The organism is Mucilaginibacter paludis DSM 18603 (genome assembly GCF_000166195.2).
Lineage (GTDB): Bacteria > Bacteroidota > Bacteroidia > Sphingobacteriales > Sphingobacteriaceae > Mucilaginibacter > Mucilaginibacter paludis.
Map to the genome: position 1 here is coordinate 6225828 of NZ_CM001403.1, position 26492 is coordinate 6252319.

The 26492-nt window shown below is 42.7% G+C and carries 17 protein-coding genes; 13 read left to right on the forward strand and 4 right to left on the reverse strand.

Annotation, left to right across the window (positions count from 1 at the left end):
- Positions 1-144 precede the first annotated feature (144 nt).
- On the forward strand, positions 145-1995 hold the full coding sequence (gene treZ, locus MUCPA_RS26090; protein ID WP_008510487.1) for a malto-oligosyltrehalose trehalohydrolase: 1851 nt from the start codon (positions 145-147) through the stop codon (positions 1993-1995).
- Complete coding sequence (gene treY / locus MUCPA_RS26095) at positions 1988-6193, forward strand: malto-oligosyltrehalose synthase (protein ID WP_008510489.1); 4206 nt, start codon at positions 1988-1990, stop codon at positions 6191-6193. Before treZ ends, treY begins: the two co-directional genes overlap by 8 nt.
- Before the next feature lie 745 nt (positions 6194-6938).
- Here treY and MUCPA_RS26100 read toward each other — a convergent pair.
- Positions 6939-9362, reverse strand: a complete 2424-nt coding sequence (locus MUCPA_RS26100) for an AsmA family protein (RefSeq protein WP_008510491.1) — start codon at positions 9360-9362, stop codon at positions 6939-6941.
- A 347-nt stretch (positions 9363-9709) separates the two neighbouring features.
- Entirely contained in the window at positions 9710-10159 is a 450-nt protein-coding gene (gene smpB / locus MUCPA_RS26105) for an SsrA-binding protein SmpB (RefSeq protein ID WP_040626458.1), read from the reverse strand.
- Positions 10160-10388: 229 nt separating this feature from the next.
- Between smpB and MUCPA_RS26110 the strand changes: the two genes are divergently transcribed.
- The 5 genes from MUCPA_RS26110 to MUCPA_RS26130 all read left to right on the forward strand — a co-directional run bounded on the left by MUCPA_RS26110 (position 10389) and on the right by MUCPA_RS26130 (position 15745).
- Complete coding sequence (locus MUCPA_RS26110; RefSeq protein ID WP_008510494.1) at positions 10389-12929, forward strand: DUF5686 and carboxypeptidase-like regulatory domain-containing protein; 2541 nt, start codon at positions 10389-10391, stop codon at positions 12927-12929.
- Between the two features lie 198 nt (positions 12930-13127).
- Positions 13128-14081 (forward strand): GTP 3',8-cyclase MoaA, encoded by a 954-nt coding sequence (locus MUCPA_RS26115; RefSeq protein WP_008510495.1) that lies wholly within the window; start codon positions 13128-13130, stop codon positions 14079-14081.
- A 563-nt stretch (positions 14082-14644) separates the two neighbouring features.
- On the forward strand, positions 14645-14878 hold the full coding sequence (locus tag MUCPA_RS37910; RefSeq protein WP_157543988.1) for a MoaD/ThiS family protein: 234 nt from the start codon (positions 14645-14647) through the stop codon (positions 14876-14878).
- A complete protein-coding gene (locus MUCPA_RS26125) occupies positions 14838-15299 on the forward strand; it encodes a molybdenum cofactor biosynthesis protein MoaE (protein WP_008510500.1) in 462 nt (153 codons plus the stop codon). The genes MUCPA_RS37910 and MUCPA_RS26125 overlap by 41 nt, the downstream gene beginning before the upstream one ends.
- A gap of 167 nt (positions 15300-15466) precedes the next feature.
- Positions 15467-15745, forward strand: a complete 279-nt coding sequence (locus MUCPA_RS26130; RefSeq protein ID WP_008510501.1) for a SelT/SelW/SelH family protein — start codon at positions 15467-15469, stop codon at positions 15743-15745.
- 5 nt (positions 15746-15750) lie between these two features.
- Here MUCPA_RS26130 and MUCPA_RS26135 read toward each other — a convergent pair whose 3' ends face one another.
- Complete coding sequence (locus MUCPA_RS26135; RefSeq protein ID WP_008510503.1) at positions 15751-17385, reverse strand: PAS domain-containing protein; 1635 nt, start codon at positions 17383-17385, stop codon at positions 15751-15753.
- A gap of 218 nt (positions 17386-17603) precedes the next feature.
- Here MUCPA_RS26135 and MUCPA_RS26140 point away from each other — a divergent pair, with 218 nt between their 5' ends.
- The 5 genes from MUCPA_RS26140 (at position 17604) to MUCPA_RS26160 (ending at position 23413) form a co-directional block, all read left to right on the forward strand.
- The gene (locus tag MUCPA_RS26140) at positions 17604-19979 is read left to right on the forward strand and encodes a TonB-dependent receptor (RefSeq protein ID WP_050982230.1); all 2376 of its coding nucleotides are present in this window, start codon (positions 17604-17606) and stop codon (positions 19977-19979) included.
- A 6-nt stretch (positions 19980-19985) separates the two neighbouring features.
- A complete protein-coding gene (locus MUCPA_RS26145) occupies positions 19986-20783 on the forward strand; it encodes a DUF4249 domain-containing protein (RefSeq protein ID WP_008510506.1) in 798 nt (265 codons plus the stop codon).
- A 16-nt stretch (positions 20784-20799) separates the two neighbouring features.
- On the forward strand, positions 20800-21183 hold the full coding sequence (locus MUCPA_RS26150) for an SRPBCC domain-containing protein (RefSeq protein WP_008510508.1): 384 nt from the start codon (positions 20800-20802) through the stop codon (positions 21181-21183).
- 101 nt (positions 21184-21284) lie between these two features.
- Positions 21285-21968, forward strand: coding sequence for a lipid-binding SYLF domain-containing protein (locus MUCPA_RS26155; RefSeq protein ID WP_008510509.1), 684 nt, complete (start codon positions 21285-21287; stop codon positions 21966-21968).
- 206 nt (positions 21969-22174) lie between these two features.
- Positions 22175-23413, forward strand: coding sequence for an IS4 family transposase (locus MUCPA_RS26160; protein WP_008503844.1), 1239 nt, complete (start codon positions 22175-22177; stop codon positions 23411-23413).
- 221 nt (positions 23414-23634) lie between these two features.
- Here MUCPA_RS26160 and MUCPA_RS26165 read toward each other — a convergent pair whose 3' ends face one another.
- Positions 23635-25686, reverse strand: a complete 2052-nt coding sequence (locus MUCPA_RS26165) for a M13 family metallopeptidase (RefSeq protein WP_008510510.1) — start codon at positions 25684-25686, stop codon at positions 23635-23637.
- 127 nt (positions 25687-25813) lie between these two features.
- On the opposite strand from MUCPA_RS26165, the gene MUCPA_RS26170 reads away from it, so the two are divergent.
- On the forward strand, positions 25814-26452 hold the full coding sequence (locus MUCPA_RS26170; protein ID WP_008510511.1) for an MgtC/SapB family protein: 639 nt from the start codon (positions 25814-25816) through the stop codon (positions 26450-26452).
- Positions 26453-26492: the final 40 nt, after the last annotated feature.

A 26492-nucleotide genomic window follows, 5' to 3' on the forward strand; every position in this document is an offset into this window, starting at 1 on the left:
TGAATGATTGCGTTACAAGTTTAACCGGTTGCATTCCGGAGTGCTGGGTTGATTGGCGCGCATTTAATCTGATTTTTTAGCAACAATGTATTTGCAAAGCGGGGTATGGTATTATTTAATTATTAACACATTCGTTTTTTAATCATGAATAAGATAGCAGTTGAAGGTAGATCGGTAGGGGTAACTTATGATGATAACGGCAACGCCCATATACTGGTGTGGGTGCCATTGGCTAAAGATAAGGTTGAATTGTTTTTGCCCGGCGATAATGTAACTCTGCCTCTGCAAAAGCAGGATGCAGGCTACTGGCATCTTATCACTAATCAGGTTAAGCCGGATGTAATTTATCAGTTTATTTTAGATGGCGATCAAAAATTGGCTGATCCCGCTTCGCTATTCCAACCGGATGGGGTGCATGGCCTATCGCAAACGTTCAACGTTAATGATTTCGCCTGGACGGATTCCCATTGGAACAACCTGCCTTTAAACAAGTACATATTTTATGAATTACATACCGGCACATTTACTCCCGAAGGTACTTTTGAAGGGATTGAAAAAAAACTGGATTACCTGAAGGAGCTGGGTATTACCGCGATAGAAATTATGCCGGTGGCCCAGTTTCCCGGCTCGCGCAACTGGGGATACGACGGCGTTTTTCCGTTTGCGGTACAAAATTCGTACGGCGGGCCCGCGGGCTTGCAAAAACTGGTTAACGCTTGCCATCAAAAAGGTTTAGCGGTTGTATTGGATGTGGTTTACAACCATATTGGGCCCGAAGGAAATTACCTGGGCGAATTTGGCCCTTATTTCACCGATAAATATAAAACGCCCTGGGGTGATGCCATCAACTTTGATGACGCCTGGTGCGATGCCGTACGGCAATACTACGTTGAAAATGTATTGATGTGGTTTCGCGATTTTCATATCGATGCTTTGCGGATGGATGCCGTACACGCTATTAAAGATATGAGTCCTAAACATGTCCTGGCACAAATGAAGGAGAGTGTTTATCAGTTGATGGAAGTAACCGGTCGTACGCATCACCTGGTTATAGAGTGCGACCTGAATGATGTTCGTTACATTAACCCTTTAGACGAAGGCGGTTATGGGATAGATGCCCAGTGGACAGATGAGTTTCACCATGCGCTGCGTGTAACAGCGGGCCAGGAAAAGGATGGGTATTATTCTGATTTTAAGGGTATTGCCGACCTGGCCACAGCTTATAAAAATGCCTACGTGTACACCGGGCAATACTCGGCGCAACGATTTAAAACCTTTGGTACTGAAGCCAACGAAAATGGCGGACAGCAATTTGTGGTATTCTCTCAAAATCACGATCAGGTGGGTAACCGCATGCTCGGCGAACGCACCAGTACGCTGCATAGTTTTGAAATGCAGAAGCTTTTGGCCGCCGCTGTAATGGTTAGCCCGTATTTGCCCATGCTGTTTATGGGCGAAGAGCTAAGCCAACCCAATCCCTTTTTATACTTTGTAAGCCACGGGGACGATACGTTAATTGAAGCTGTTAGAAAAGGCCGTAAAGCAGAATTTGCAGACTTTCATGCCGAAGGCGAAGCTCCTGATCCGCAAGCGGTGGATACATTTGAAAGATCGAAGTTTGAATGGGAACTGTTTGAACGGGAGCCCCACCAGTCCATGTTACAGTATTATAAGGCGTTAATCCGGCTAAGAAAGCAGAATAAAGTTTTAAGCTCGCTGAACAGGAAAAATATCAAGGTGTTTTATGATGAGGCTGCTAATACCTTAATGCTGCACCGGTGGCACGATGGTAGCTACCTTATCTCATTATTGAATTTTTCAGGCCAGCAGCAGTCAGCTGAATTACCGTTCCAAAAAGATACCTGGCAAAAAATATTCGATTCGGCCGACCCTCAGTGGCGCGGCCCGTCTGCATCCGCCGAATTTGTTGAGGCGGGTTCTTCTGTTCTCCTTCAACCACAATCTATTTTAATTTACCAATATACCTATGCATAACCCGGTTTCTACTTACAGGTTCCAGTTTCATAAGGATTTTACCTTCAGCCATTTTGAGCAAATTATCCCATATATTCACCAATTGGGCATCAAAACCATTTACGCGTCGCCTATATTTGAGGCAACTCCGGGCAGTACGCACGGTTATGATGTAGTAAATCCGTTAAGGATAAATCCGGAGATAGGTACCCTGGATCAATTATACAGCATCCATAAAACTTTAGCCGGACTTAACATCAGCTGGTTGCAGGACATCGTTCCAAACCATATGGCCTTCGATCAGAAAAATCAATGGCTGATGGATGTGCTGGAGAAAGGCCGCAGGTCAAGCTTCGCGGATTACTTTGATATTTTATGGGACAATCCCGCTTATGCCGGCAAAACAATGGTACCATTTTTAGGGTCATCATTAGACGACGCCATTAATCAGAAAGAATTAAAGGTAACGCTACAAGATGAAGGCCTGGCCTTGTGCTACGGAGGGCAAAATTACCCCGTAAACCTGAAAAGTTACGGCGCAGTTATCAAAGCAGTGGGCGAGCTTCCGGAAGCTTTCATCCCGTTTCTTACAGAAATAGACGACCTCAAGTCAATTGCAGAAGATGCCTATGCTGCGCGATATGAAGGCATAAAAAATAAATTGGCGGCAATAATATCCCAAAACAAGGCTCACGTACAAGCCTGCCTGCAAAGCATTAATAATGATCCCGTCCAGCTCGGCCGCATTGCCGAGGAGCAGGAATATCAGCTGTGCTTTTGGCAGGATACCAACGAGCAGATTAATTACCGTCGTTTTTTTACGGTGAATGGCCTCATTTGTTTAAATATCCATCATCCGCAGGTGTTTGACCATTATCATCAATTGATCAAAACACTTTTAACCGACGGGATTTTACAGGGCCTGCGTGTTGACCATATTGACGGTTTGTACGATCCACAGGGCTATCTCGAAAAATTAAGAAGATTAGCTGGCGAAGAAACCTATATTATTGTCGAAAAGATTCTGGAATCGGGAGAGGCCTTCCCGGGAAACTGGCCCGTTCAGGGTAATACCGGCTACGATTTTCTATCTATCGTTAATAATTTGTTCACTAACGTGGATAGTAAAAAAGCCTTCTCTAAATTTTACCGCGACATCATCGATAAAAAGGAAAACGTAGCGGAGAGTATCCGCGATAAGAAATCCCTGATCTTAAACGAGTACATGGGTGGCGAATTAGAGAATTTAACACAGCTTTTTTTATCGTTGGACCTGGTTACAAAAACGGATCTGAGTGATGTTTCTGAGCAACAAATTAAGTCAGCTATCGCATCTATATTGATTTGGTTTCCGGTTTACCGCTTCTATGGTAACCACTTACCATTAAATGTTGAAGAAACGGAAGACTTACATACGCTTTTTCAAAACATCCGGAAAGATAACCATGATCAAATACCCGCTATCAACCTGATTGAAAAAGTATTACTTAAAAATACGCAGGGTAATGATATTGAATATAATGATCGTGCATTGTGTTTTTATCAGCGTTTAATGCAGTTTAGCGGCCCGCTGATGGCCAAGGGAGTAGAGGATACGCTGATGTACACCTACAACCGTTTTATCAATCATAATGAGGTTGGCGATAGTCCGGATTCGTTTGGCATTACTATCAATGATTTCCATCAAATGATGACTCATCGCCAACTGAATTGGCCACATACCATGAATGCTACTTCAACTCATGATACCAAAAGGGGTGAGGACGTAAGGGCGAGGCTGAATGTATTGACAGATATAGCTGATGAATGGATAGCAGTGGTAAGGCATTGGCGTAAGGTAAACGCTGGCCTCAAAACAAATAAAGCGCCTGATGATAACGACGAGTATTTCATCTATCAAACTATAACTGGGGCTTGCCCCATGCCGGGAGAGGACGAAGATGACTTTACCGGCAGGATGCAGGAGTATTTGGTTAAAGCGTTTAGGGAAGCCAAACGAAAAACAAATTGGGCGGAGCCCGATGAAGAATACGAGGCAGCCGCTAAAAAGTTTGTGGTGAGTATCTTAAAGCCTGATAGTGAGTTTTGGATAAGTTTCGCGGCATTTCATCAAAAGATCTGCGACTATGGTATCATCAATTCGTTAGTGCAGGCCTTACTTAAATATACCAGCCCCGGCATGCCCGATCTTTATCAAGGCTGTGAACTTTGGGACCTGAGCCTGGTTGACCCTGATAACCGCAGGCCGGTTGATTACGACCGCCGATCAGCTCTGGTGAACCATTTAAAGGACAACCATAAACCAAAGAAAGAATTGTGGCAACATTTATGGGAAACCCGTTACAGCGCGCAAATTAAACTGGTGCTCATTAATACGTTGCTTAACGAGTGTAATGCAAATAGCGAAGTATTTAGCCAGGGAGAGTACCTGCCCTTAAAAGTAAAAGGAAAATATAAGGATAACGTGTTAGCCTTTGCACGCCGTTATCAACATGAATGGTATGTGGTGGCTATTCCTTTGAACATTGCTGCGCTAAATATCGATAATCATGATATGACGAGCTTTAATTGGGATGATACCAGGATAGTAATGCCCGAAGATGCTCCTGCTGCCTGGAAACATTTGTTATTAGATACGGACGGTTATTGCGATGAATTTATTAAAATAGCCCACATCTTCAAAGGTATCCCCCTGGCCTTTTTGAAGTTAAAACAAACGGATAAAAACCGCAGTGCCGGGGTGCTGATGCATATTACATCGTTGCCATCTGCCTTTGCTACAGGGGATATGGGGCCCGAAGCATATTCGTTCGTTGATTTTTTGAGCCGGGGCAGGCAAAAATACTGGCAGATGCTGCCCGTTAACCCTACCGACCCCCAGTCCGGGCATTCGCCCTACAGCGCCACATCCAGCGTGGCCGGTAATCCTTTATTGATCAGCCCGGAACTGTTAGTTCGGGATGGCTTTTTACAGGATGATGAGCTAAAGCCGCATAGATTGAGCGCTGGCGAGCCTACCGATTATGAAAAGGCTGCTGAAATAAGAGAAGCACTATTTGATATCGGTTTCCAGCGTTTTTTACAGCACGATAATATATCGCAGCAGCAGGATTTTGAAACTTTTAAAACCCGTGAAGCTTATTGGTTAAACGACTATGCTTTATACCAGGTGATTAAAAATAATCATCATAATGCACCCTGGTATCAATGGCCCAATGAATATAAAAAGCGAAATGCCGAGGCGCTTAAAAAATTGATTTCCGGGGAACATCAGCAAATCGAAAAAATAAAATGGCTGCAATATATATTCTCCAATCAATGGCGCGATTTGAAGTTATATTGTAATAACAAGGGAATTGATTTGTTAGGCGATATGCCGTTTTACGTAAGTTATGATTCTGCAGATGTATGGGCAAATCCTGAATTGTTTAACCTTGATGATGACGGCGCGATGGCCGGAATGGCTGGTGTACCCCCAGACTATTTTTCTATTACCGGACAGCTATGGGGAATGCCGGTTTACAACTGGGATGAGCTTAAAAACACAGGTTACCAGTGGTGGATAAACCGGGTTAAAAGGAACCTGGACTATTTTGATCTGATCCGCCTGGACCACTTCAGAGCTTTTGCCGATTATTGGGAAGTTCCGGGCGGAGAAGCTACCGCCATTAACGGCACATGGAAATTAGGCCCCGGAGGTGATTTTTTTCAAAAGATTGAAGCTGAGCTGGGTAAGTTACCATTTGTAGCCGAAGACCTCGGCGAAGTTAACGACGACGTTTATAAACTGCGCGATGATTTTAAATTACCGGGTATGCGGGTTTTACAATTTGCCTTTGACGAACAGATGCCACACTCTATGCATATTCCTCATCATTATACCGAGAACAGCTTTGCTTATACCGGCACGCATGATAATAACACTACGGTAGGATGGTACAAACAAATTACTAAAGCGGAGCGGAAAAGGGTAGGAGCTTACCTGGGGAAATCGTTGTCGTCCGGTGATGTGCACCAGGTATTTTTGAAGGCGTGCTATTCGTCGGTAGCCAAAGTTGCCATTATCCCCATGCAGGATATTTTAGGCCTGGACGAAAAACACCGGATGAATTTGCCATCATCAACAGAGGGTAACTGGACATGGCGGTTAAAGCCGGATCAGTTAACAAAAAAACTGGCTGATAAATTGCGTAAGTTAACTATTTTATATAATCGTTAATTGATTTGTTGTTTTGCAGCAAAAATAAATTACCAGATGACAGGTGATAAAACGCGAATAGTTGAGGCTCTATGACGAATAGTATGGGTAAATAAAAAATGGCACTATGGCGCGAATAGTTTTAGTTTGTCCGCTGGAACTCCAAGCCTTAATTTTTAATAAAATAAAAGGCCATTTGCTTTGCTGCTTCTCTGATGAAAAACAAACCGGTAAATTGTAGTTTATAATGACGTCTTCTTATGTTGTTGATTATCAGTGCGTCTATTTTTGCTTCGATAATCAGCATTCTTAACTTATGACATCGGCACGCTCAATCGCCGCGTGAAGGGCTGTTACTTTTGTCTTGACACAAAAGTAACCAAAAAGTCAAGACTGCCCGATCCTTCCGCCCACGGGCCAACACCCGGCCCGGCGTGCAGTCTGGCCTTTGCGCACTTTGCCTGTGTACAAGAGAAGATCACTAAGGTTCAAAACATCATCGCTTTTTTGTGGCTGGCCAGGTTTGTTACTTATGAAGATATAGAGCATTGATAACTAATCGTTAAATTAAGAATAAGATCTTAAAACAGTAGTGGAATTTTACGAAAAATATCATTAGTAAAATATTGGCTTAGCCGATCACTTACAAATGGAATTTTTAGTACCCAAACAAAACGTCATAGCCATAGTTGACAATGAACATCGCTCTAAATATACGTTGTAAATTCGTCTGCGCGTGCCTGCTACGCCAACTTACTTTACGCACTTATTTATGATCCTTGTTCCATCCAATTTTTATCTTGCCTTTGTCATCATCTTTGGCTAAAATATGCAGTACAATACCCTTATAACGTTTTTTAAGTAACTCAGCTTTATCAGTTATAGCGGTATCATTTTTAGGGTTGCGTAAAGGGATATCGAGCGCAATATTAGTGCCGTTTGTTAGTCCGTAAGTGCCCGCTATATCAGCATTTAGCACACTGGATGTAATTTGCATGGGGCTGATAATGATCTTATCGCCACGGATATCAAACTTCGCATCCAGCTTCGGTATTTCAATATCATTGAGGTTACGGAAAGGGAAGGCAAACTTGCCTACCGTTTTTAAGGGGTTGTAGTTGATCAGGGCGCCGTTTCGCAGGTTGATACTTACATTACCACTGATAGAGCGGGGCACAACGGAGCCAGTATTGCTCAAGCCACCGTTCACCATCGCTTTAGCGGATAAAAACCCCTTTAAATTATTGTATGTAATATCCGTAAGGCCAAAGTTATCAAAGGCGTAAAAAAACTCGTGAATATTTACATTGCTTACTACTGTGCTCAGTAAAAAACGGTTAGCCTTTTCGTCCTGTATAATTTGTCCGTTTAACTTAAGCGTACCGCCAGCATGTTTAACACTTACATTATTTAACGCAACACCATCCTCGGATAATAACAGATCGGCAGTGGCATCGGTTGCTAAAAAGTTTTTGTAATAAAGTTTGGCTATACGCATATGCATATCAGCCTTTCCCTTATCTAAAACATTGCTCAGCTGATCGATAATGTTACCGCTGTTTGCCTGGTTTTTTACCGGCGCATGTTTACGGCTGTTTAAAAAGCCTAAAAACTCGCCTAAATACAATTGCGGACTGGTAATTTGCCAGGTAAGTAATATTTTTTCGGGTGCGCTGTAATACAGGTTTAAAAAATTATTTACCCGGCCTTCCATCAGTACAATGCTTTTACCGCTTTGTACCCTGATGTTATTCAGGATGAGGTTGTCACCGGTGAAATGGAGCGAAATAGATGTGTTTTTTAAATTGAGGTTGCGGGGTATATAACTAATATCCGCATCCTTGAGATCGATAACGCCGGTAATCATCGGCTTGTTTAAACGGTAATCAACAATATCGGCCTTGTAACGCAGGTTCATGTTGGCGCTCCCCCTGGTAAATTTGGCCACCTTACTACCCAAAAGTTCATTAAGGTTGGTTAGGGGGAAATTGGAGGTAAAGTTACCGGTGGCTATAGGTTTAGCCAGGTTAATAATATTGCAGGTATCAACCTTAAACGGCAAGTTGTTGTACACGCCGGTTAAGTGAAGCAGCCTGATCACCGAGTTCTCGTCGGTAAAGCCCTGGCTTGGTACATTGTTGTTGGTATAAAGGCCATCAAAGTTACAGGCTTCAATATTTCCACCGGGCATGGTGAGTGTGTTATTGCGCACAGTAGCGGTTACATTAAGGTAAGGGCTGCCGCCGCCTTCAAAATCGCCTGCTATGGTAGCCTTTACATCAAATGGTTTACCCAGGTTAAACATGTTAAGCGTTTTGCTGATGTTTGCTGACAATAGAGCCGAGGCACCGCGCCAGGTGATTTGATTGGCTGCTAATTTAATAGAGAATTGTGCAGGGCGTTTACCTGTTACAAATAAAGCTTTTAATTTAAACAGGTTACCACCTATGTTAAACCTGTCCGACGAGACATTGATTTTGCCGCTATCCTCGTTGTAACCGGCTACCAAGTCGCCTTCAACAGTTTTATTTTTAATGAAGCTACCGTTGGCTTTATTAAAGGCCATGCTGTTAGCCAATACATCAAGATGTACTGCGGCATGCCAACCAGAGTCGGGGTAGGTCATTTTGCCGTTGAGCTGATGAATGGTAAATTGAAAAAGTTTATTGGCCTTTTGATCATTTACAGCGAAACCCACATCTTTTAAATTAAATTGATGTAACTCAGCCGAACTGTTAGCATCGCCGTCGTTAGCTTTTTTTGGCTGCTTGTTCTTTTTAAAAACGGATGTGTTGCTGTATCCGGAACTGTCTGTATACAAATCGATAGCCGCATTGCTAATGTCGATATGATTGATGCTGATGGTGCCTCGCAACAAAGCCGCGGTATTTACCGATACATCAAAGTTTTTGGCATCAAGCAAGGTATGGTGATGCTCTGGCCACCTGTTATCGCGCAGCAATACGTTATGCAGAGAGAGCGAGACACCCGGGAAGCTTTTAAAAAATGAAGATTCCATGGTGCCTATGGTTAATTTACCATCCAGGTTTTTATTGAGCTCGGTAGTAACCAGTGTCAATACCTTTTTTTTGTTACTGTTGATATAAAGCATTGCCGCTATAACCAATATCAAGATCACCACTACAAGTGATGCAAATACCTTCAATACAATTTTTAACCAGCCGGGCATACAAATAGTTTACAATAAAAGATTAAACCGCCGACTTTTGTTTTGCTTAAACCGTAATGTTACATGATTCTATTTTTATGAGGTAGACCATACCTATTTTTATCAACTGAAAATAGACTATAGGTACTTTACTTTTTTTGCTGGTTTGGTTTGCTTTGTTGTGTCGGCAATACACCTGTAATCAATATTTGCTGAAAGCAATGCTTGAATAACGGATTGACAACAGCAACAATGGCTCAAAACAAACTAAGCAGGCATGGGATGTCGGCAGACAATGGAAGTACTTCAGTACATCATACTGTCCAGTCAAAATTCAATGAATAATTATTCTAATTGGCTTGACGAATTTACCTTTTCAATGCCCGGTCCATTTCAATTTTACTATCGCGCTCTTTCATGGTTTCGCGCTTGTCGAAGGTCTTTTTACCCTGGGCCAGGCCAATTTCAAGTTTGGCAAAGCCGCGGGCGTTTACAAACATGGCCAGGGGCACTATGGTCAATCCCTTTTCTTCAGACCGGGTTTGTAGTTTTCGTAATTCTTTTTTGTGGAGCAACAAAACACGGTCGCGTTTTTGCTCGTGGTTATAGAACGAGCCGTGCGAATATTCGGCAATATGCAGGTTGCGTACATACAGTTCAGTACCGATAAAAGTACAAAAGGAATCGTTCAGGTTAGCCTTACCCTCGCGTATAGATTTGATTTCGGTACCCAATAGTTTAATACCCGCTTCGTACTTATCCAGAATATGGTATTCAAAGTAGGCCTTTTTGTTTTTAATATATAAATCCTGGCTCATGGTGCGCTTTCTCTCTTGGTGCAAAGATGCAAAAATTATTAAGCTCTGTTTAAAAACAAATATCGTACCGGCTATGCTTAAAGTTAATATTTTACGTTCAGGTTTTAAGCTATTGTTAATTGTTGATTAATTGTAATCTTTTAGCCCAACTTAACTGTGTAAATATGCCGCAGGCACGTTATGTTTAGGTAATTTAGCCAGGTACTCAAACGTTCTCTTTTAATTTTTAATGAAATATATTCTATCCATTTGTTTCGTGTCGTTTTTATTATCGGCAAACGCGCAAAGTTTTATTATCAAAGGTACGGTTAGCGATGCCACATCTAATCAGCCGTTATCCAATGTGAGCGTGTCGGTTTTGGGGAGCAGTAACGGCGTTAATACCGACGAAAACGGCAGATATCAGTTAGCGGTACCCAACAAACCTACCCAGCAGTTAAGTGTTACATCTATAGGCTATAAAAGCCTGCTGCGTAAAATAGCAGCCGGAAAAGATCAGGTGATCAATATCAAACTATCTGCCGAAGGCAAAACCATGAACGAGGTTTCAGTACTTTCTGCAAAAAAAGAAAAGTACAAAAATAAGGATAACCCGGCTGTAGAACTTATTCGCAAGGTGATCCAGAACAAAGACCATAACCGGCCCGAGAGCTATGATTATATTGAGTACAAGCAATATGAGAAATTGCAATTCTCCATCATCAACTTATCGCCGGATATCTCCAATAAAAAACTGCTTCATCAATACAAGTTCTTGTTTGATAACCGCGATACTACAACCTTACCCGGAAAATCGTTATTACCGGTGTTTTTGAGCGAGAAGTTGAGCCGGAATTATTACCGCAAAAGTCCGGAAATTCATAAAACGGTTGTTGAGGGCAGTAAGATACAAAACATCATCAATTTTGTGGATAACGAGGGTATCAACACCTACCTGAACAGGATGTACGCGCAGGTTGATATTTACTCGAACAATATATTTTTGATGACCAACCAGTTTTTAAGCCCAATTGCCGATGCTGCCCCAACATTTTATAAGTTTTTTATTACCGATACCCTTGTGGTGAATAACACTAAGCTGGTTGGCTTAAGCTTTACCCCGCGCAACGGTAACGACATGCTTTTTGAGGGCGAAATTTATGTTACGCTGGATGGCAATTACGCGGTTGAAAAGGCACGGCTATCTATTAACAAAAATATCAACCTGAACTGGGTTAGGGGGATGAAGGTTGACCTGAGTTATGAAAGCAGCGCCGATGGACGATACCACCTGAGCCGGAGTTATATGGCTGCCGATTTTGGCATTACCAAAAAAGGCCTGGGCGGCATTTTTGGCGAACGGACACTTACCTTTAAAAACTACGTGTTTAATAAAACCGAACCTGAAAATGTTTATACCGGTCCGGAAATTGAGATGCCAGCAGTAGCCCAGCAGCATGACCCGCAGTTTTGGGCCGCCAGCCGCGGTAAAGATACTTTGACCAGGGCCGAGGCACATACGTATAAAAATATCGACAGCCTGCAAAAAATGCCTGCTTACCGGCGTACCATGGATGTGATTGATTTGTTAACCGTGGGCTTTAAAACATTTGATAAATTTGAGGTAGGCCCTATTAATACCTTTGCCAGCTTTAACGCAGTTGAAGGGTTTAGAACCCGTTTGGGAGGCCGCACTACCACCGGCTTTAGCACCCGTTACTATTTTGAAAGCTATGGCGCTTATGGTTTTAGGGATAAGCAATTTAAATACCTTTTTGCCGGCAGCTACGCTTTTAATAACAAGTCTATTTACACTTTTCCGCAGCATTATCTCAGGGCCAGTGTGCAGCGCGAAATTAAAATTCCGGGTGCCGAAGTGGCTTTCTCGCAGCAGGATAATTTGTTTTTGTCGTTTAAACGCGGCGAAGACAACAAGTACCTGTACAACAACTACTATAAGCTGGATTATGTGAGCGAGTTTGAAAATCATTTTTCGTACAATCTTCAGTTTAAAAACTGGCGGCAGGAGCCCGCGGGTTCGCTGTATTTTGTTAACCAGGTTAACGGTCTGCCTAACTACCTCAGCAGCGTTACCACTACTGAGCTGGCAGTAGGTTTCCGTTATGCTCCGCACGAAAGGCTGATTCAGGGAAAGCTTTACCGCATCCCGATACCGAGTAAATATCCGGTGATCAGCCTTGATTATAAACAGGGTGTAAAAGGCCTTTTTAATGGCGAATACAATTACCAGAATTTACATTTAAGGGTGGATAAACGCTTTTACCTATCGCAATTGGGCTATACGGATGTTTCGTTTGAGGGCGCGTACCTGTTTGGCCAGGTGCCTTTCCCCTTGTTAACCATCCACAGGGCAAATCAAACATTTGCTTACGAGCCTGATTCGTATAACCTGATGAATTTTTTGGAGTTTGTAAGTGATCATTACGCCGGGCTAAATGTTGAACATTGTTTCAACGGCTTTTTCTTCAACAAGATACCGCTGGTTAAGAAGTTGAAGTGGCGCGAGTACATTACCTTTAAAACCCTATATGGCGGCGTACGTGATGAGAATAACCCAGACATCCATCCTAACTTATTGCAATACCCGGTAAATGCTCAGCACATCCCCGAAACTTATACCTTGGGTAAAACACCTTATACCGAGGGTAGTGTAGGCATTGGTAACATATTTAAAGTGTTAAGGCTGGACCTGGTGGAGCGGTTTAACTATCTTGATCACCCCAATGCCACTCATTTCGGCGTGAGAACAAGCGCTTTATTTGATTTTTAGCAGCTTTTTCAGCGTTAGGGATAGCAGCGGAAAGCCCGCAATGCAGCGGAGCGGAATGAGGACTTGGAACGGATAGCCCGGGCCGAAGGCAACGCCCATGGTTATTACCTGCCCTGAACGATAGGGGAAAGAAGCTCAAAACATTGTCAAAATATTGATGTTTATCCAATTTCCGGATATAATAAATAAATTTGTATAATGGGTGAATTGCAGGATATATATGGTCGCGGTTTTAAAACTTTACGGGTGAGCCTTTTGAGCACCTGTAACCTGGGCTGTATTTACTGCACGATGGGCAGCGAAGATGAGATAGCGTATGATCATCGCCCGCAAACCCCGGCTGCCCGGTTTATTGAATTAATTGCTGCTGTGCATGCGCATACAGGCTTAAAAACGATCCGCTTAACAGGGGGCGAGCCTTTGCTTTACCGGGAGTTGGAGGCAGTGATAAGTGGTATAAAAGCACTTGGGATTACGGATATCAGGATGACCTCGAATGCTTTTTTACTGGAACGCAGTGCAGAAAAATTGCAGCAGGCAGGGTTGAGGTCCGTTAATGTTTCGCTGGACGCGATGGATGCCAATACCTTTTTTGCCATGACACGGCGCAAGCAGCTACCGCGTACACTGCAAGGCATTGAAGCAGCTATTGACGCCGGGTTGGAAGTAAAGATTAACTCGGTTATTATGCGGGGTAAAAACCATGATGAGGTATTGCCCTTGCTGGAATATGCTTTTGAGCACAAGGTACCAATACGCTTTTTAGAGGTGATGTCGATGGGGCATTTATTTGGTAAGGCCGGGCAATATTTATTTACGCAGCAAAATATGCTGGATACCATTGCCACCCGCTATAGCTTTACGCGCCTGCCACGAAAGCCATCGGCAACGGCCAATTACTGGCAAACCGCGCAAGGCGACGTATTTGGAATTATAGGTAACGAGAGCGCGCCTTTTTGCCAGGATTGCAACCGGCTGCGTTTGGATGCCGAAGGCAATATTTACGGCTGCCTGAGCAGTAACAACCCCATTGCCCTAAACGGTAGCGAAAGCAGCGGGGAACTAAATGAGAAATTACAACAAGCCATGCACCAGAAACAGAGCCTGCATTTTGTGGGGAGCGAGTTGAGTATGATGCATATTGGGGGCTGAGGTAGTTGCGAGGATAATTGTTTTACTTAAATTATCGTCATTGCGAGTAACTCACCAGCCAGCCGGAAAAAACATGGATGACGTTTGAACCTCGTAGATTTTTTGGTGCAGATTTAAAAGCGGGCAGAGGCCCGACTGCACGCCGGGCCAGGAGTTGGCTTCGCGGGCGGAAGGATCGGGCAGTCTTGACTTTTTGGTTACTTTTGTGTCAAGACAAAAGTAACAGCCCTTCACGCGGCGATTGAGCGTGCCGATGTTCTAATTTATGAATACTGATGATCGGAGCAAAAATAGACGCACTGATAATCAAAGACTTAACAATACGTAATTATAAGGAGGAACGACGAAGCAATCTTTATGCTATACAGGGCGAACCTGCAGAGCGGCTCTGCCTATGTAGAGATTGCTTCGTACCTCGCAATGACGCTTGGAGAGGTAGGAGGAACGACGAAGCAATATATATGCTATACAGGGCGAACGTGCAGAGCGGATTTGCATGTGTAGAGATTACTTCGCACGTCGCAGCTACAAAGTTCCAGACGCCTATAACAATTAAATATAAAATGAAAATACAGGTTTTTGCTATTTTAAAAGATTACTTCGACAAGGAGTTTGAGTTGGATACCGACGTTTCCGACATAGTATCGTTACAGCAACACCTGTCGGTTTTAAATACCGGGGCGGCTGGCATTTTGAAAATTTGCCGGTTTGCCGTTCACGATGAATTTGTTGACCAAAATTATACCCTGAGAAACGATGATACAATATGCATATTCCCACCCAGTAGCGGAGGTTGAGCTACCAGCCTTATCGGCAACTCCGCTGGACGTTGTTGATCTGTTAGCCCGGGCACACCACCCGCGTGCCGGTGCAGTAGTATTATTCAGCGGCGAGGTGCGCAACCATAACAACGGTATGGATGTTGATTACCTTGAATACGAGGCACATGAGAGCATGGCAACGAAAATGATAGCCGATATTCTGACCGATGCCCGCCAGCAATGGCCGCTCAATATAGCCGTTGCTCAACACCGTACAGGCAAGGTTAGCGTAGGCGAAACGGCTGTTATCGTAATTACAGCGTCTGCACATCGTGGCGAGGCTTATGCCGCCAACCAGTATATTATAGATAGGATTAAACACGAAGCCACCATTTGGAAATGCGAGTATTTTAGCGATGGCTCGCGGCAGTGGGGTGGTAATTGTAGCTGCCATTGATGAGTTAGGAAAGAAGTGAGAAGCTGGAAGTAGGAAGCAGTAATCAAGAAGCAAGAGAAGTGAGAAACGATCAAATAAAAAGTGTCTTGTACTGAACTATTGGTCAAGAAGCGTTTAATTGTTTAGTTTGTCGTTCATACATGCACTGTTAAGTAAAGTAACCACCAATGAAACCCACCATTAAAATAGAGTACTGCCCCAAATGTGGATGGATGTTGCGGGCTGCATACATGGCGCAGGAGTTGCTCACTACGTTTAGCGATGATGTATATGGGGTGCTTTTACAGCCGAGCGAACTGAGCGGCACCTACCAGATCAGTGTAAACGATGTTGTATTGTTTGACCGAAGTGATGCCGGGCGTTTCCCGGAAGTTAAAGAATTAAAGCAGCTGGTACGTGACGTTGTTGCGCCAGGTAAAAGTTTGGGGCACTCGGATAAAAAGTAAAATTGTTATTTTACGCCGGGCAGTTTCTCGTTAATGGTATCATGTATTTTGTGGATAATATGGTCCAATTGTGTTGTGCATTCGTCCAGCAGAGATAAGTACTCATCTTTTTCGGCTACATCATCTGTATCTTTAATGAGACCCATCAGGCCCATGATGGAAGCCGCCGGTCGCCTTAATTCGTGCGAGCTTAGCCAGGCAATATCCCTTAAAATAATATTTTGCTTGGTTATTTCCCCTTCTTTTTCTTTGCGGGCGGTTACGTTGTTATGTACGGATATATATCCGGTAAACTGTCCGTCATCAAATAAGGGAGTAAATTCTATGTTTACCCAATACGGTTGTTTAGTTTTACTGTAGTTGATGATTTCTGCCGAGAATGCTTCCCGCTTTTCAATAGCCTGTTTAATGATGGTAACTTCCGGCGCATTTTCTGTCGCAATTAAAAACGAGGCCGGATTTAAGCCCTGTACTTCTTCCAGGGCATAGCCGGTAAAATCCTCAAATGCTTTGTTTACCCAGGTGATGCGGTTCTCGGTATCTTGGATGAGCACCATATTGTTTATTTTGGTGATGATATTACCTAATTTTTTATTCTCGTTGTTAATCAGGTCTTTTTCATGCTCTATACGTTTCAGCTCGGTTATATCCTGCATAGTTCCGCGTACTTTAAACGGTATTCCGTTAATGTACTCCAGTTTGCCTAACTCGCGGATGTACCTGATATCGTTTTTACCCAAATAAAAGCGGTGTACAACATCCAGATCGCGGCCTTCGTCTATCGTTATTTTTGCTGCCTTTAAAAAAAGTTCGCGGTCGTCCTTGTAAACAGTTTTTAAAAAACGGACATAGCTCACTTCCACCTTGCTTTTATCCAGGTTAAATATGTTGAACATCTCATCAGAAAGTACGAGCTTGTTATCAACAATATAATAATCCCATCCGGCAATTTTTGATAGTTCTTGTATGTCGCTTAGTCTTTTCTTTTCGTTAGCCAATGTCAGGTTGAGCTGTTTCAGTTTGTCATCGTTCATTATCTTTTCGGTACAGTCGTGTGCTAAAATCATTACTGCGTCTTTTTTTAAAAACTTGATCCGTTGGGATGATATATCAACAAAAATTAACGATCCATCTTTTTTTACATGTGTCCAGATTCCCGATTTCTGAAATTTTCCTTCATCTTTAATGGCGTTAACCACGTTGCCAGCATCGTTATCTCCATTTCTTATCGCTTTAATCGTAAGATTTAAAAACTCGCGTTTGGTATAACCGTATGTGGTTACTGCGGCATCGTTAACAGAAATAAATTTTAAAGATACAGGATCGTATATCCACATCGGGTTTGGGTTACTAAGATATAGGTCGCGATACTCGTTCTCCCTATTCACAATTCTCCTGTTGCTATGTCTTATTAAAAAAAACAAGATTGTCCCGGTGCCTATTACAAAAACTACGCCCTTACCCGAGTTAATAATTGCATAAGTTGCAGCGTTAAACGTGTTCCTAAATATATATAGGGTATAATCGCTCGAAAATATCCATAAAAGACTTATAGTAATATAAATAAGTACTATTTTAAATGAACCTGATTTAATTACAGAGTTGTAAAATTTAGTTAATCCAGTGGTTCGAACTTCCATAAAATGCTTTTTAGCACAAATTAGGTTGTGATAAAGTTCACGAAAGTTAATAAATAAATATCAATGTGTTTTAATATTGTAACGTCAATATCTTGATTTTCAAATATTTTAAACGAAAGTAACATCCTTTACCTAAGTTATATAAAAAAGTGCTTTATGTTAAAAAAATAAACATCATATTTAAGCCCTCAAGCCTAATTATTTTTGGTTTTATATACATGGTATTTCATCAGTTAAAAAATATCAATTGTAAACTTTTTAAGCTTATTAAGTATATATTTTGCCTTATAAATTGCCTTGGTGTATCAATAACAGCCTTATATGGCCAGGGTAAGTTTACCGTTAGCGGCACCGTTAAGGATACTTTAACCGGTGAGGCACTAATTGGCGCTACCCTTAAAGCAGAACCTGCACATCCGGCTGGGGTGATAACCAATAGTTACGGCTTTTATTCCATCACATTAAGCCCGGGCCAGCATACCATTTATATAAGTTATATAGGCTATCAAACCAAGGCCGTAGCAGTAAACCTTTTAAAAGATACGCGCCTGAATGTTGAAATGAATGCTTCGGCAGTGCTGAACGAGGTGATGATCAGTGATCGATCTGCCGCAAGGGACAATGTATCGCGCCCGCAAATGGGTGTCGATAAACTCAACATCAGCGATATCAGCAATATACCGGTTTTATTGGGCGAAAGGGATATTATCAAAACCATTGAGTTGTTACCTGGTGTAAAATCAACCGGCGATGCTAATACCGGCTTTTACGTACGTGGAGGTGGAGCCGACCAGAACCTGGTATTGCTTGATGGCGCCACCGTTTACAATGCTTCGCATTTGTTTGGGTTCTTTTCCACATTTAACTCTGATGCCATTAAGGAAGTTAGCTTATACAAGGGCGGCATGTCTGCCGAATATGGTGGCAGGCTATCATCTGTGCTGGATATCAAGATGGACGACGGCAACAATAAAAGGTTTGGTATTGAAGGCGGGATTGGCCTTATTTCGTCGCGCATTAAGGTAGAAGGGCCTATCGTGAAAAATAAAAGCTCATTCATGATCAGCGCCCGCCGCACATATGCTGATGCTTTTTTAAGGCTCTCCTCTGATACTGCCGTTAATACAACAAGTTTGTATTTTTATGATGTGAACGCTAAAGCAAACTATCAGCTTAATGATAAAAATACCATCTATCTATCGGGGTATTTAGGCAGGGACGATGTAGGTTTAAAAAGTGCTTTTTCTACCGATTGGGGTAATACAATGGGAACCTTCAGGTGGAATCACCTGTACAATACCAAGTTGTTTTCCAATACTTCGCTAATTTATAGTAAGTATAATTATACCATTATTAATTATACATCAACCGATAATTTTAAGGTGGTATCTAAAATAGAGGATATCAATCTGAAACAGGATTTTGATTATTTTATCAATAACGATAATACCCTTCGGTTTGGTGCCAACATTGTACATCATACCGTTGTGCCTGGCGATATATCAACCTCGCTCAAATCAAATTATACCTCAAAAATTATCGAAAACCGTTATGCTTTCGAGGGAGCTGCTTATGTATCCGATAACTGGCAGCCAACAGGGCAGCTTAGCTTTTTGTATGGCATCAGGCTTAATGCCTTTGCCTTATATGGCCCTGGTACGTTTAGCACTTATAATGCTAATGGCAGTATTGCTTTAGCCACTAAATATGCATCTGGTGCAAACGTGGTTAATTATATCAATATTGAGCCCCGTTTTTCGGCAAGTTATACTATTAATAGTCAAAATTCCGTTAAAGCATCGTACAACTTAAACACTCAAAACATTCACTTGCTATCTAACTCAACATCGAGCTTACCTACTGATCTGTACGTGTTGAGTAGTAACAACATTAAACCGGGGATAGCCAACCAGGTGGCCTTAGGGTATTACCATAATTTTGATGATAACGGGTATGAGTTTTCGGCAGAGTCGTATTATAAGTGGTTAAGTAATGAAATCGACTACAAGGATAACGCCACTTTGGTCGCCAATACCAATATAGAGTCGGAGTTGGTATACGGCAGCGGAAGGGCTTACGGTTTGGAGTTTTTTCTGAAAAAAAAATACGGCAGCTATAAGGGATGGATAGGGTATACCCTGTCAAAAACCGAAAGGAAATTTGATGCCATTAACAACGGACGTTATTTCCCGGCCCGGCAAGATCGTACACACGATATCTCCTTGGTTAACTTATACAAACTCAATAAGCGTTGGGGTTTATCAGCAGTATTTGTTTACGGAACAGGCAATGCGGTAACTTACCCGGCCGGTAAATATTTGCTTGGCGGCATAACAACCTATTACTATGGGCAGCGTAATGGTTCGCGCCTGCCGGCTAACAGCCGGCTTGATGTGGCAGCTACCCTTGATGGCAGGCAACATAAAAGCTACCACTCCAGCTGGACATTTGGCGTTTACAATGCCTATAACCGTAAAAACCCATACAGTGTAGCATTTAGGGATAGCGATGATAAGCCGCCGCATACCGAAGCTGTAGAAACCAGTTTATTTGGCATAATCCCCTCAATTACCTGGAACTTTCAATTTAAATAAGCTGCTATGTATCACTTTAAATTGCTGGCGGTATGCGTTATGTGTTTGGGCTTTATGGCTTGCCAAAGGGTAATTGATGTTGATATTGCGGTTGCCGACGCACAACCGTTGGTTATTGAGGGTAATTTAACCGATAAAACCGGTGCTCAAACGGTAAGTATTTCGCGCGTGGTAGCGTATAGCAGCAGCAATGTGTACCCTACGGTATCGGGTGCCAGGGTAACCATTACGGACGCATCCGGAAATATTTATAAGCTGCCTGAAACTGCCAAGGCGGGTACTTATGGTATTAATTCTTTTAAAGGTAAAACTGCAAATTTGTATACTTTAACGATTAAGCTTGCCGATCAAACATATACTGCTGCCTCTGTTATGCCAATGGCAGTCAACCTGGATTCGCTTTCGTTAAGCTACCAGGTATTTGGCACCACCCAGGTTAAAACGGTTTCGGTAAACTACCGCGACCCTGTGAATATCCCCAATCAATACCGTTATGTAATGTATGTAAACGGAGTGCAGGTAAAACGTATATTTGTGGAAAATGACAACCTTACGGACGGGCGGGTGGTATCGTCAACACTTTACCAGCGCGAAATAGAACTGATGAAGGGCGATAAAGTGGAAGTAGAGATGCAGTGTATAGACGAAGGGATTTACAACTACTGGACCAGCCTGAACAATCAAAGCGCCAGTACCCTGGTTAACGCTTCAGCCCCGGCTAACCCGCCCTCTAATTTTGACAACAACGCCTTGGGGTATTTTAGCGCGCATACAAGCCAACGCAAACTATTAATTATACCTTGAAGCTTAAAACGAAGATATGAAGGATTTTAAAAAATATTATACTGTTAGTGCCTCTCCTGAAGAGGTTTACCAGGCTCTCACTAACCCCATCAGCATTGAGATATGGACCGGCGAAGAAGCGCAAATGAGTACCGAGCCAGGCTCCGAGTTTTCGTTGTGGGGAGATAGTATTGTGGGTAAAAATATCGGGTTTATCGATAACAAGAAAGTGATACAGCAATGGTATTTTGGCGATCAGACCGAAGAATCCATAGTGACCATCATTTTGCACCCGGATAAGCATGGCACATCGGTGGAATTAAGGCATACCAATATCCCGGATGACGATTATCAGGACATTGTTGATGGATGGGATGGGGCATACTTTGGATCGATCATTGATTTTTTTGATGGTTTGTAAACAACATTTTGTTTATTCAAACAGCATTATGATAAAACTAACACAAACACTAAGCTTGTTTTTTTGTTGTTTCTATAAAATCTATTAAATAAAGATTGTGTATGAAAACCTTAAAATTTTTAAAAGTACCTGTGATGGCTTTGTTCGGCATTAGCCTGATGCTGATGTCGGCAACGATACAAGAGAAGGAGCAAGATAAAATAGAAGATGCCTCGGGTGTTTTGCGCGACTTTGGCAAAATGAAAGAGAGCATCCCGCGCGAATTGCTGGCTAATACAAACGGCATTATCATTATCCCTAAATTAATTAACGCTGGTTTAGTAATTGGTGGCAAGCGCGGCAAAGGCGTAGCTATGGTAAAGAATGCCGACGGAAAATGGAGTAACCCTGTATTTGTAACCCTTACCGGCGGTAGTTTTGGTTTACAGGCTGGGGTACAATCGGTTGATCTGGTACTGGTATTTAAAAACAGTAAAACACTGCATCGTATCGGTACAGGAAGTTTTACCCTTGGCGGGGATATTTCAGCAGCGGCAGGCCCTGTGGGCAGAAGCTCATCTGCTAATACAGACTACAAGCTTGAGGCCGAAGTTTATTCATACTCTCGAAGCAGGGGCTTGTTCGCAGGTATAAGCCTGAACGGTGCTGCCCTTTCTGTTGATGAAAAAGCAGACAAGGCTTTTTACGGCCAAAGCTATACTGCCAGAACACTGTTTGCCAATGATGACAGAACATCTTCATCGGCTGTTAAAGAATTGAAGACATCGTTAACTGCCCTATATTAGGCCCCGACCCCCTCAGTGGGGAAAAATAATTCAGAGTTTAATAAACAAAAAAACCGGCAATCGCCGGTTTTTTTGTTTTAACGAATTGCGCCTCGCATACTTCCTCCCCCTTCAGGGGGCATAGCCGTCAACTTTAGAAAAAAAAGGGATAAAATTTTTTTAGAGCAAGAATCGGAACTGCAAAATTGCAGTCATTATTCGAGCGAATGAGTTCGGAACTATTTGAACCAACGGTGTTAGATGGCCTGGCCCGTAAAACAGAGGCTATACAACGCAAACGAAAAGTGGGAGGCAAGGAACTATTGGATATGGCGTTATTTGATGGAGATCAATCGTTTAACGGCATGAGTATGCAGTTAATGCGGAGGGATGGGCTTGATATTTCGAAGCAGGCATTGCATCAAAGACATCACAGCAATATGACAAAGTTTGTACAAGCCGTTTTTGAGCAATTAATAGCAGTTGAGTTACCGCAAGAGCAAACACAGGGCTTGGAGATCCGTATCAAAGATTCTACCCGTTTCGCGTTGCCGGAAGTTATTGCAGAGACATTCCCCGGAACAAAAGGAAGTGGGATGAAAGCGGGAGCATCTGTACAATTTGAATTTGAAATCAAAAGTGGTAAAAGCGATATCAAAGTAACTCCGGCCAACGCAAATGACCAGGGTGAGAGTCATCTGGACAAGGCATCAATTCAGCCGGGGGTATTATATATGAGAGATCTGGGTTACACTCACTTGAGTTATATGAACAATATTAACAAAGTCAAAGCTTTCTTTATTAATAAATTATGTCCGAAAACAACGATTTATCTATTAAAGGACGACCAATACCAAAAGTTAGAGTTGTCGAAACTACAAGGCATAACCGGCGTATTTGATCAACAGGTATATATCGGAGCTGATAAGATGCCGGTAAGGATAATAATAGAACCGGTAAGTGAAGAGCTCAAGGCAAGGCGGATAGCCAATACTGAAAAGTACAATAAAAAGAAAGGCAGTACCACCAGTAAGGGATTCAAAGAGCGGGCAGGGTTTAACTTTATTGTTACCAACCTGGTGAGCGAAAAATATAGCGCTGAATTGATCCAAAAGTTATATCACCTGCGATGGCAGATAGAATTGGTTTTTAAAGCATGGAAGTCGTTTTTAAAGATACACACGTTCCCCAAAGGAAGTTCGGATCGTATAACCAGTATATTATACAGTAAGTTGATCTGGGCAGTTTTGAGTTGGAAAATATGCATGGCTATCGGTAAGATAGGTCAAATTAGTGTTTTAAAGGTGCATCGACTAATCGCTTCTACGAAAGAAGAATTGCGAGCGCAGCTTTTAGGGATATGCTCAAAGTGGTTAGCTCTGTTGGAGAAATTAAACTTAAAGCACCTTTCAAAAGAGCACAGAAAACATAGGTTAAAAATAGAAGAAATTGTAATAAGTATTTGATTATTAGATATTTAAATACTATATTTAGATAGTTAAACAAAAATAAGAAAGGCGGGGTCATCTAAACCTCCCCGCCTTAAAAAACGAAAAATATGAGAGTAAAAATACATAGGTTTGCCCATGCGGGCAAACCGCGCCTAAAAATTAAATAACTGAAAATCAACAATATATGAGTACAGCTACTTAAATTGACGGCTATGCCTTCAGGGGGGCGGGGGATCTTACCAAATCTTCACCCTTTTATCCGGGTCTATCCACATGGCATCACCCTTTTTCACACCGAAAGCTTCGTAAAACTCCGGAACGTCCGAGAAGGGACCATTAACACGTAAAAAGCCGGGGGCGTGTACGTCGGTTAATATCCGCTGGGCCAATTCTTCGTCGCGCTGTTGGCCGAGCCAGCCTATGGCGTAACCTAAAAAGAAACGCTGCATAGGGGTAAGTCCGTTAATGGTTTTACCTTCTTTGTATTGGGCTGTCTTTTTAAAGGCATCCACACCTAAAACTATACCGCCAAGGTCGGCAATGTTTTCGCCTAAACAAGCTTTGCCATTTACATGCAGGCTATCCAATACCACATAGCTGTTAAACTGGTTTACCAAAACCTGGGCACGCTGGGTGAATTTCACCGAGTCGGACGGAGTCCACCAAGCTTTTAAGTTTCCTTTGGCATCGTACTGGCGGCCTTCGTCGTCAAAACCGTGGGTTATCTCGTGGCCAATGGTTGATGCTGCCGAGTAGCCATACACCACCGCATCGTCAATATCCTCATCCTTAATACCCGGAATGATAAATTGCGCGGCAGGCAGCGTGATCTCGTTGTTAGATGGCTCGTAATTGGCATTGTAGGTTTGCGGCGTCATGTTCCACTCAGTATGGTCAACCGGTTTGCCCAGTTTGTTAATGTTGTTGAGGTATGCCCAATGCCGCGCGTGCATCACATTTACAGCATACGATCCCCGATCAATGTTAAGGTTCGAAAAATCTTTCCATTTATCCGGGTAACCCACTTTGGCGTTGATGGTATTCAGTTTATACAAAGCTTTTTGCTTGGTTTCGGGGCTCATCCAGTCTAATTGGGCAATATGCTCGCGGTATGATTGTTTGATAGCTTCCACCAGGTTGGTATAACGCAGTTTGGCTTTCATCGGGAAATACTCTTTTACAAAAAGTTGTCCTAACAGCTCGCCCATAATGCCGTTCTCGGTATCCAGTACCCGTTTCCATCGAGGTAGCTGTACTTTGCGGCCTGATAGAACCATTCCTGTAAAACGGAAATTTTCCTGATCAAAATCTTTACTTAAAAACGGCGCGTAGGCGGTTAACAATTTCCAGCGCAGGTAGGCCTTCCAGTCGGCTATGGTAAAGGTTTTCAGGTACTTGTTTACAGCCACATAAAACTCGGGTTGGCCAACAATAACCGTGTCCACTTTGGCAATACCGGCATTGGCAAAATAAGTGTTCCAGTTAATATTCGGTGTCAGTTTATTCAGTTCCGATACCGGCATTTTATTGTAGTTGTGGTATGGGTCGCGCAGGTCTTCCAGTTTGCGGCTGCTATCAGCCAAATCTTTTTCAATGGCAAAAACACTTTTGGCCGCGGCCTGGGCCTGTTCATCACTCAAGCCCGAAAGCTTAAACATTTTTGGCATGTATTGGCCAGCATAATCGGTACGTATTTTACTGGTACGTGCATCGGTTTTAAAATAATATTCGCGGTTAGGTAAACCCAGGCCGGTTTGGCCTAATTGCAGCATCATTTTCGATGAGTTTTTATCGTCCTGGCCAACGTAGGTGCCAACAAAGGCCCGCGCGCCTATTGTACTTAAGTAGGCGGTAACATCCAATAGGCCTTTGATGTCCTTAATCTGTTCTATTTTGTTCAGCGGTTCGTTGATAGCGGTAACGCCTTGCTTATCAATATTTAAGCTATCCATCCCGCTGTAATAAAAATCACCTATCTTTTGCGTACTTGTACCTTTGGCTGCCCTGGCTTGAACGGCGTTCTCGTTAATTTTTTTGAGACGGATGCGGATGTCTTCAGTAACTACGTTGCCAATTCCCCACGAAGAATAAGCGGGTGGGATGGGGTTATCTTTTAGCCATTTGCCGTTTGCATAATGAAAAAAATCGGTACCCGGCTTAACCGATTGATCGATGTTTTGAAATACAGGGTCGTTAGCAGGGTTTGATTGTGCCTTGCCAGGTAGATTACCGGCCAATAAAATAGCCGTAAGGGCTGCGCTGATAGATATATTTTGATGGTTTTTCATGAAAAATCTTTCCTTACCCAAACATAATAAATTATTGCCTTTTTGTGGTTAAACACAGCTGTCATTTATCATATCCCTAAATTAGCTATACTTGTAATACTTTACGTTTTATTAAACTTACGTTAACATGGCCAACATTATATATGGTGAAGAAATATTAAAAATATCCTTATCGGCACTGGTGGGCTGCCTGGTGGGTTTGGAGCGCGAAGTTAGGCGTAAGCCTGCCGGTTTCCGTACGCTGGCTCTGATATCGGTTGGTTCTACCGTCTTTACTATCTGCTCCTATAAAATGGGTTTCCCGGCCAATGACGACCGTATTGCCGCCAACGTAATTACCGGAGTTGGCTTTTTAGGTGCGGGTGTTATTTTCAGGAATGGGTTTTCGGTTTCGGGTATTACAACGGCGGCAACTATCTGGATAGCTGCCGCGCTGGGCATGCTGATCGGTATCGGCGAATACGCTTTGTCGGTATTGTCGCTGGTTATTTCGCTCATTATTTTATATGCGTTACAGTACATCCAGAATTATATTGATTCGCGGTTTCAGCGCCGTGATTATACCGTCACTTATAATGGCGCATTTGATAATGCTGCCTTAATCAATAAACTCAACGAGCTCAAGCTCAAAGCCCGCAACTTTAAAGAAACACGCCAGGATAGTCAAACCTGCTTTCGATTTGATGTGTCGGGTAGAGAAAAGGATCTTGACGTTTTTAACTTGTGGCTCAAGAACGAGGGACGGATCTATTCGTTTGATTGGTAGGGGAATTCTAAGTCGGGAGCTGGTAGTTCTGAGTCTTGAG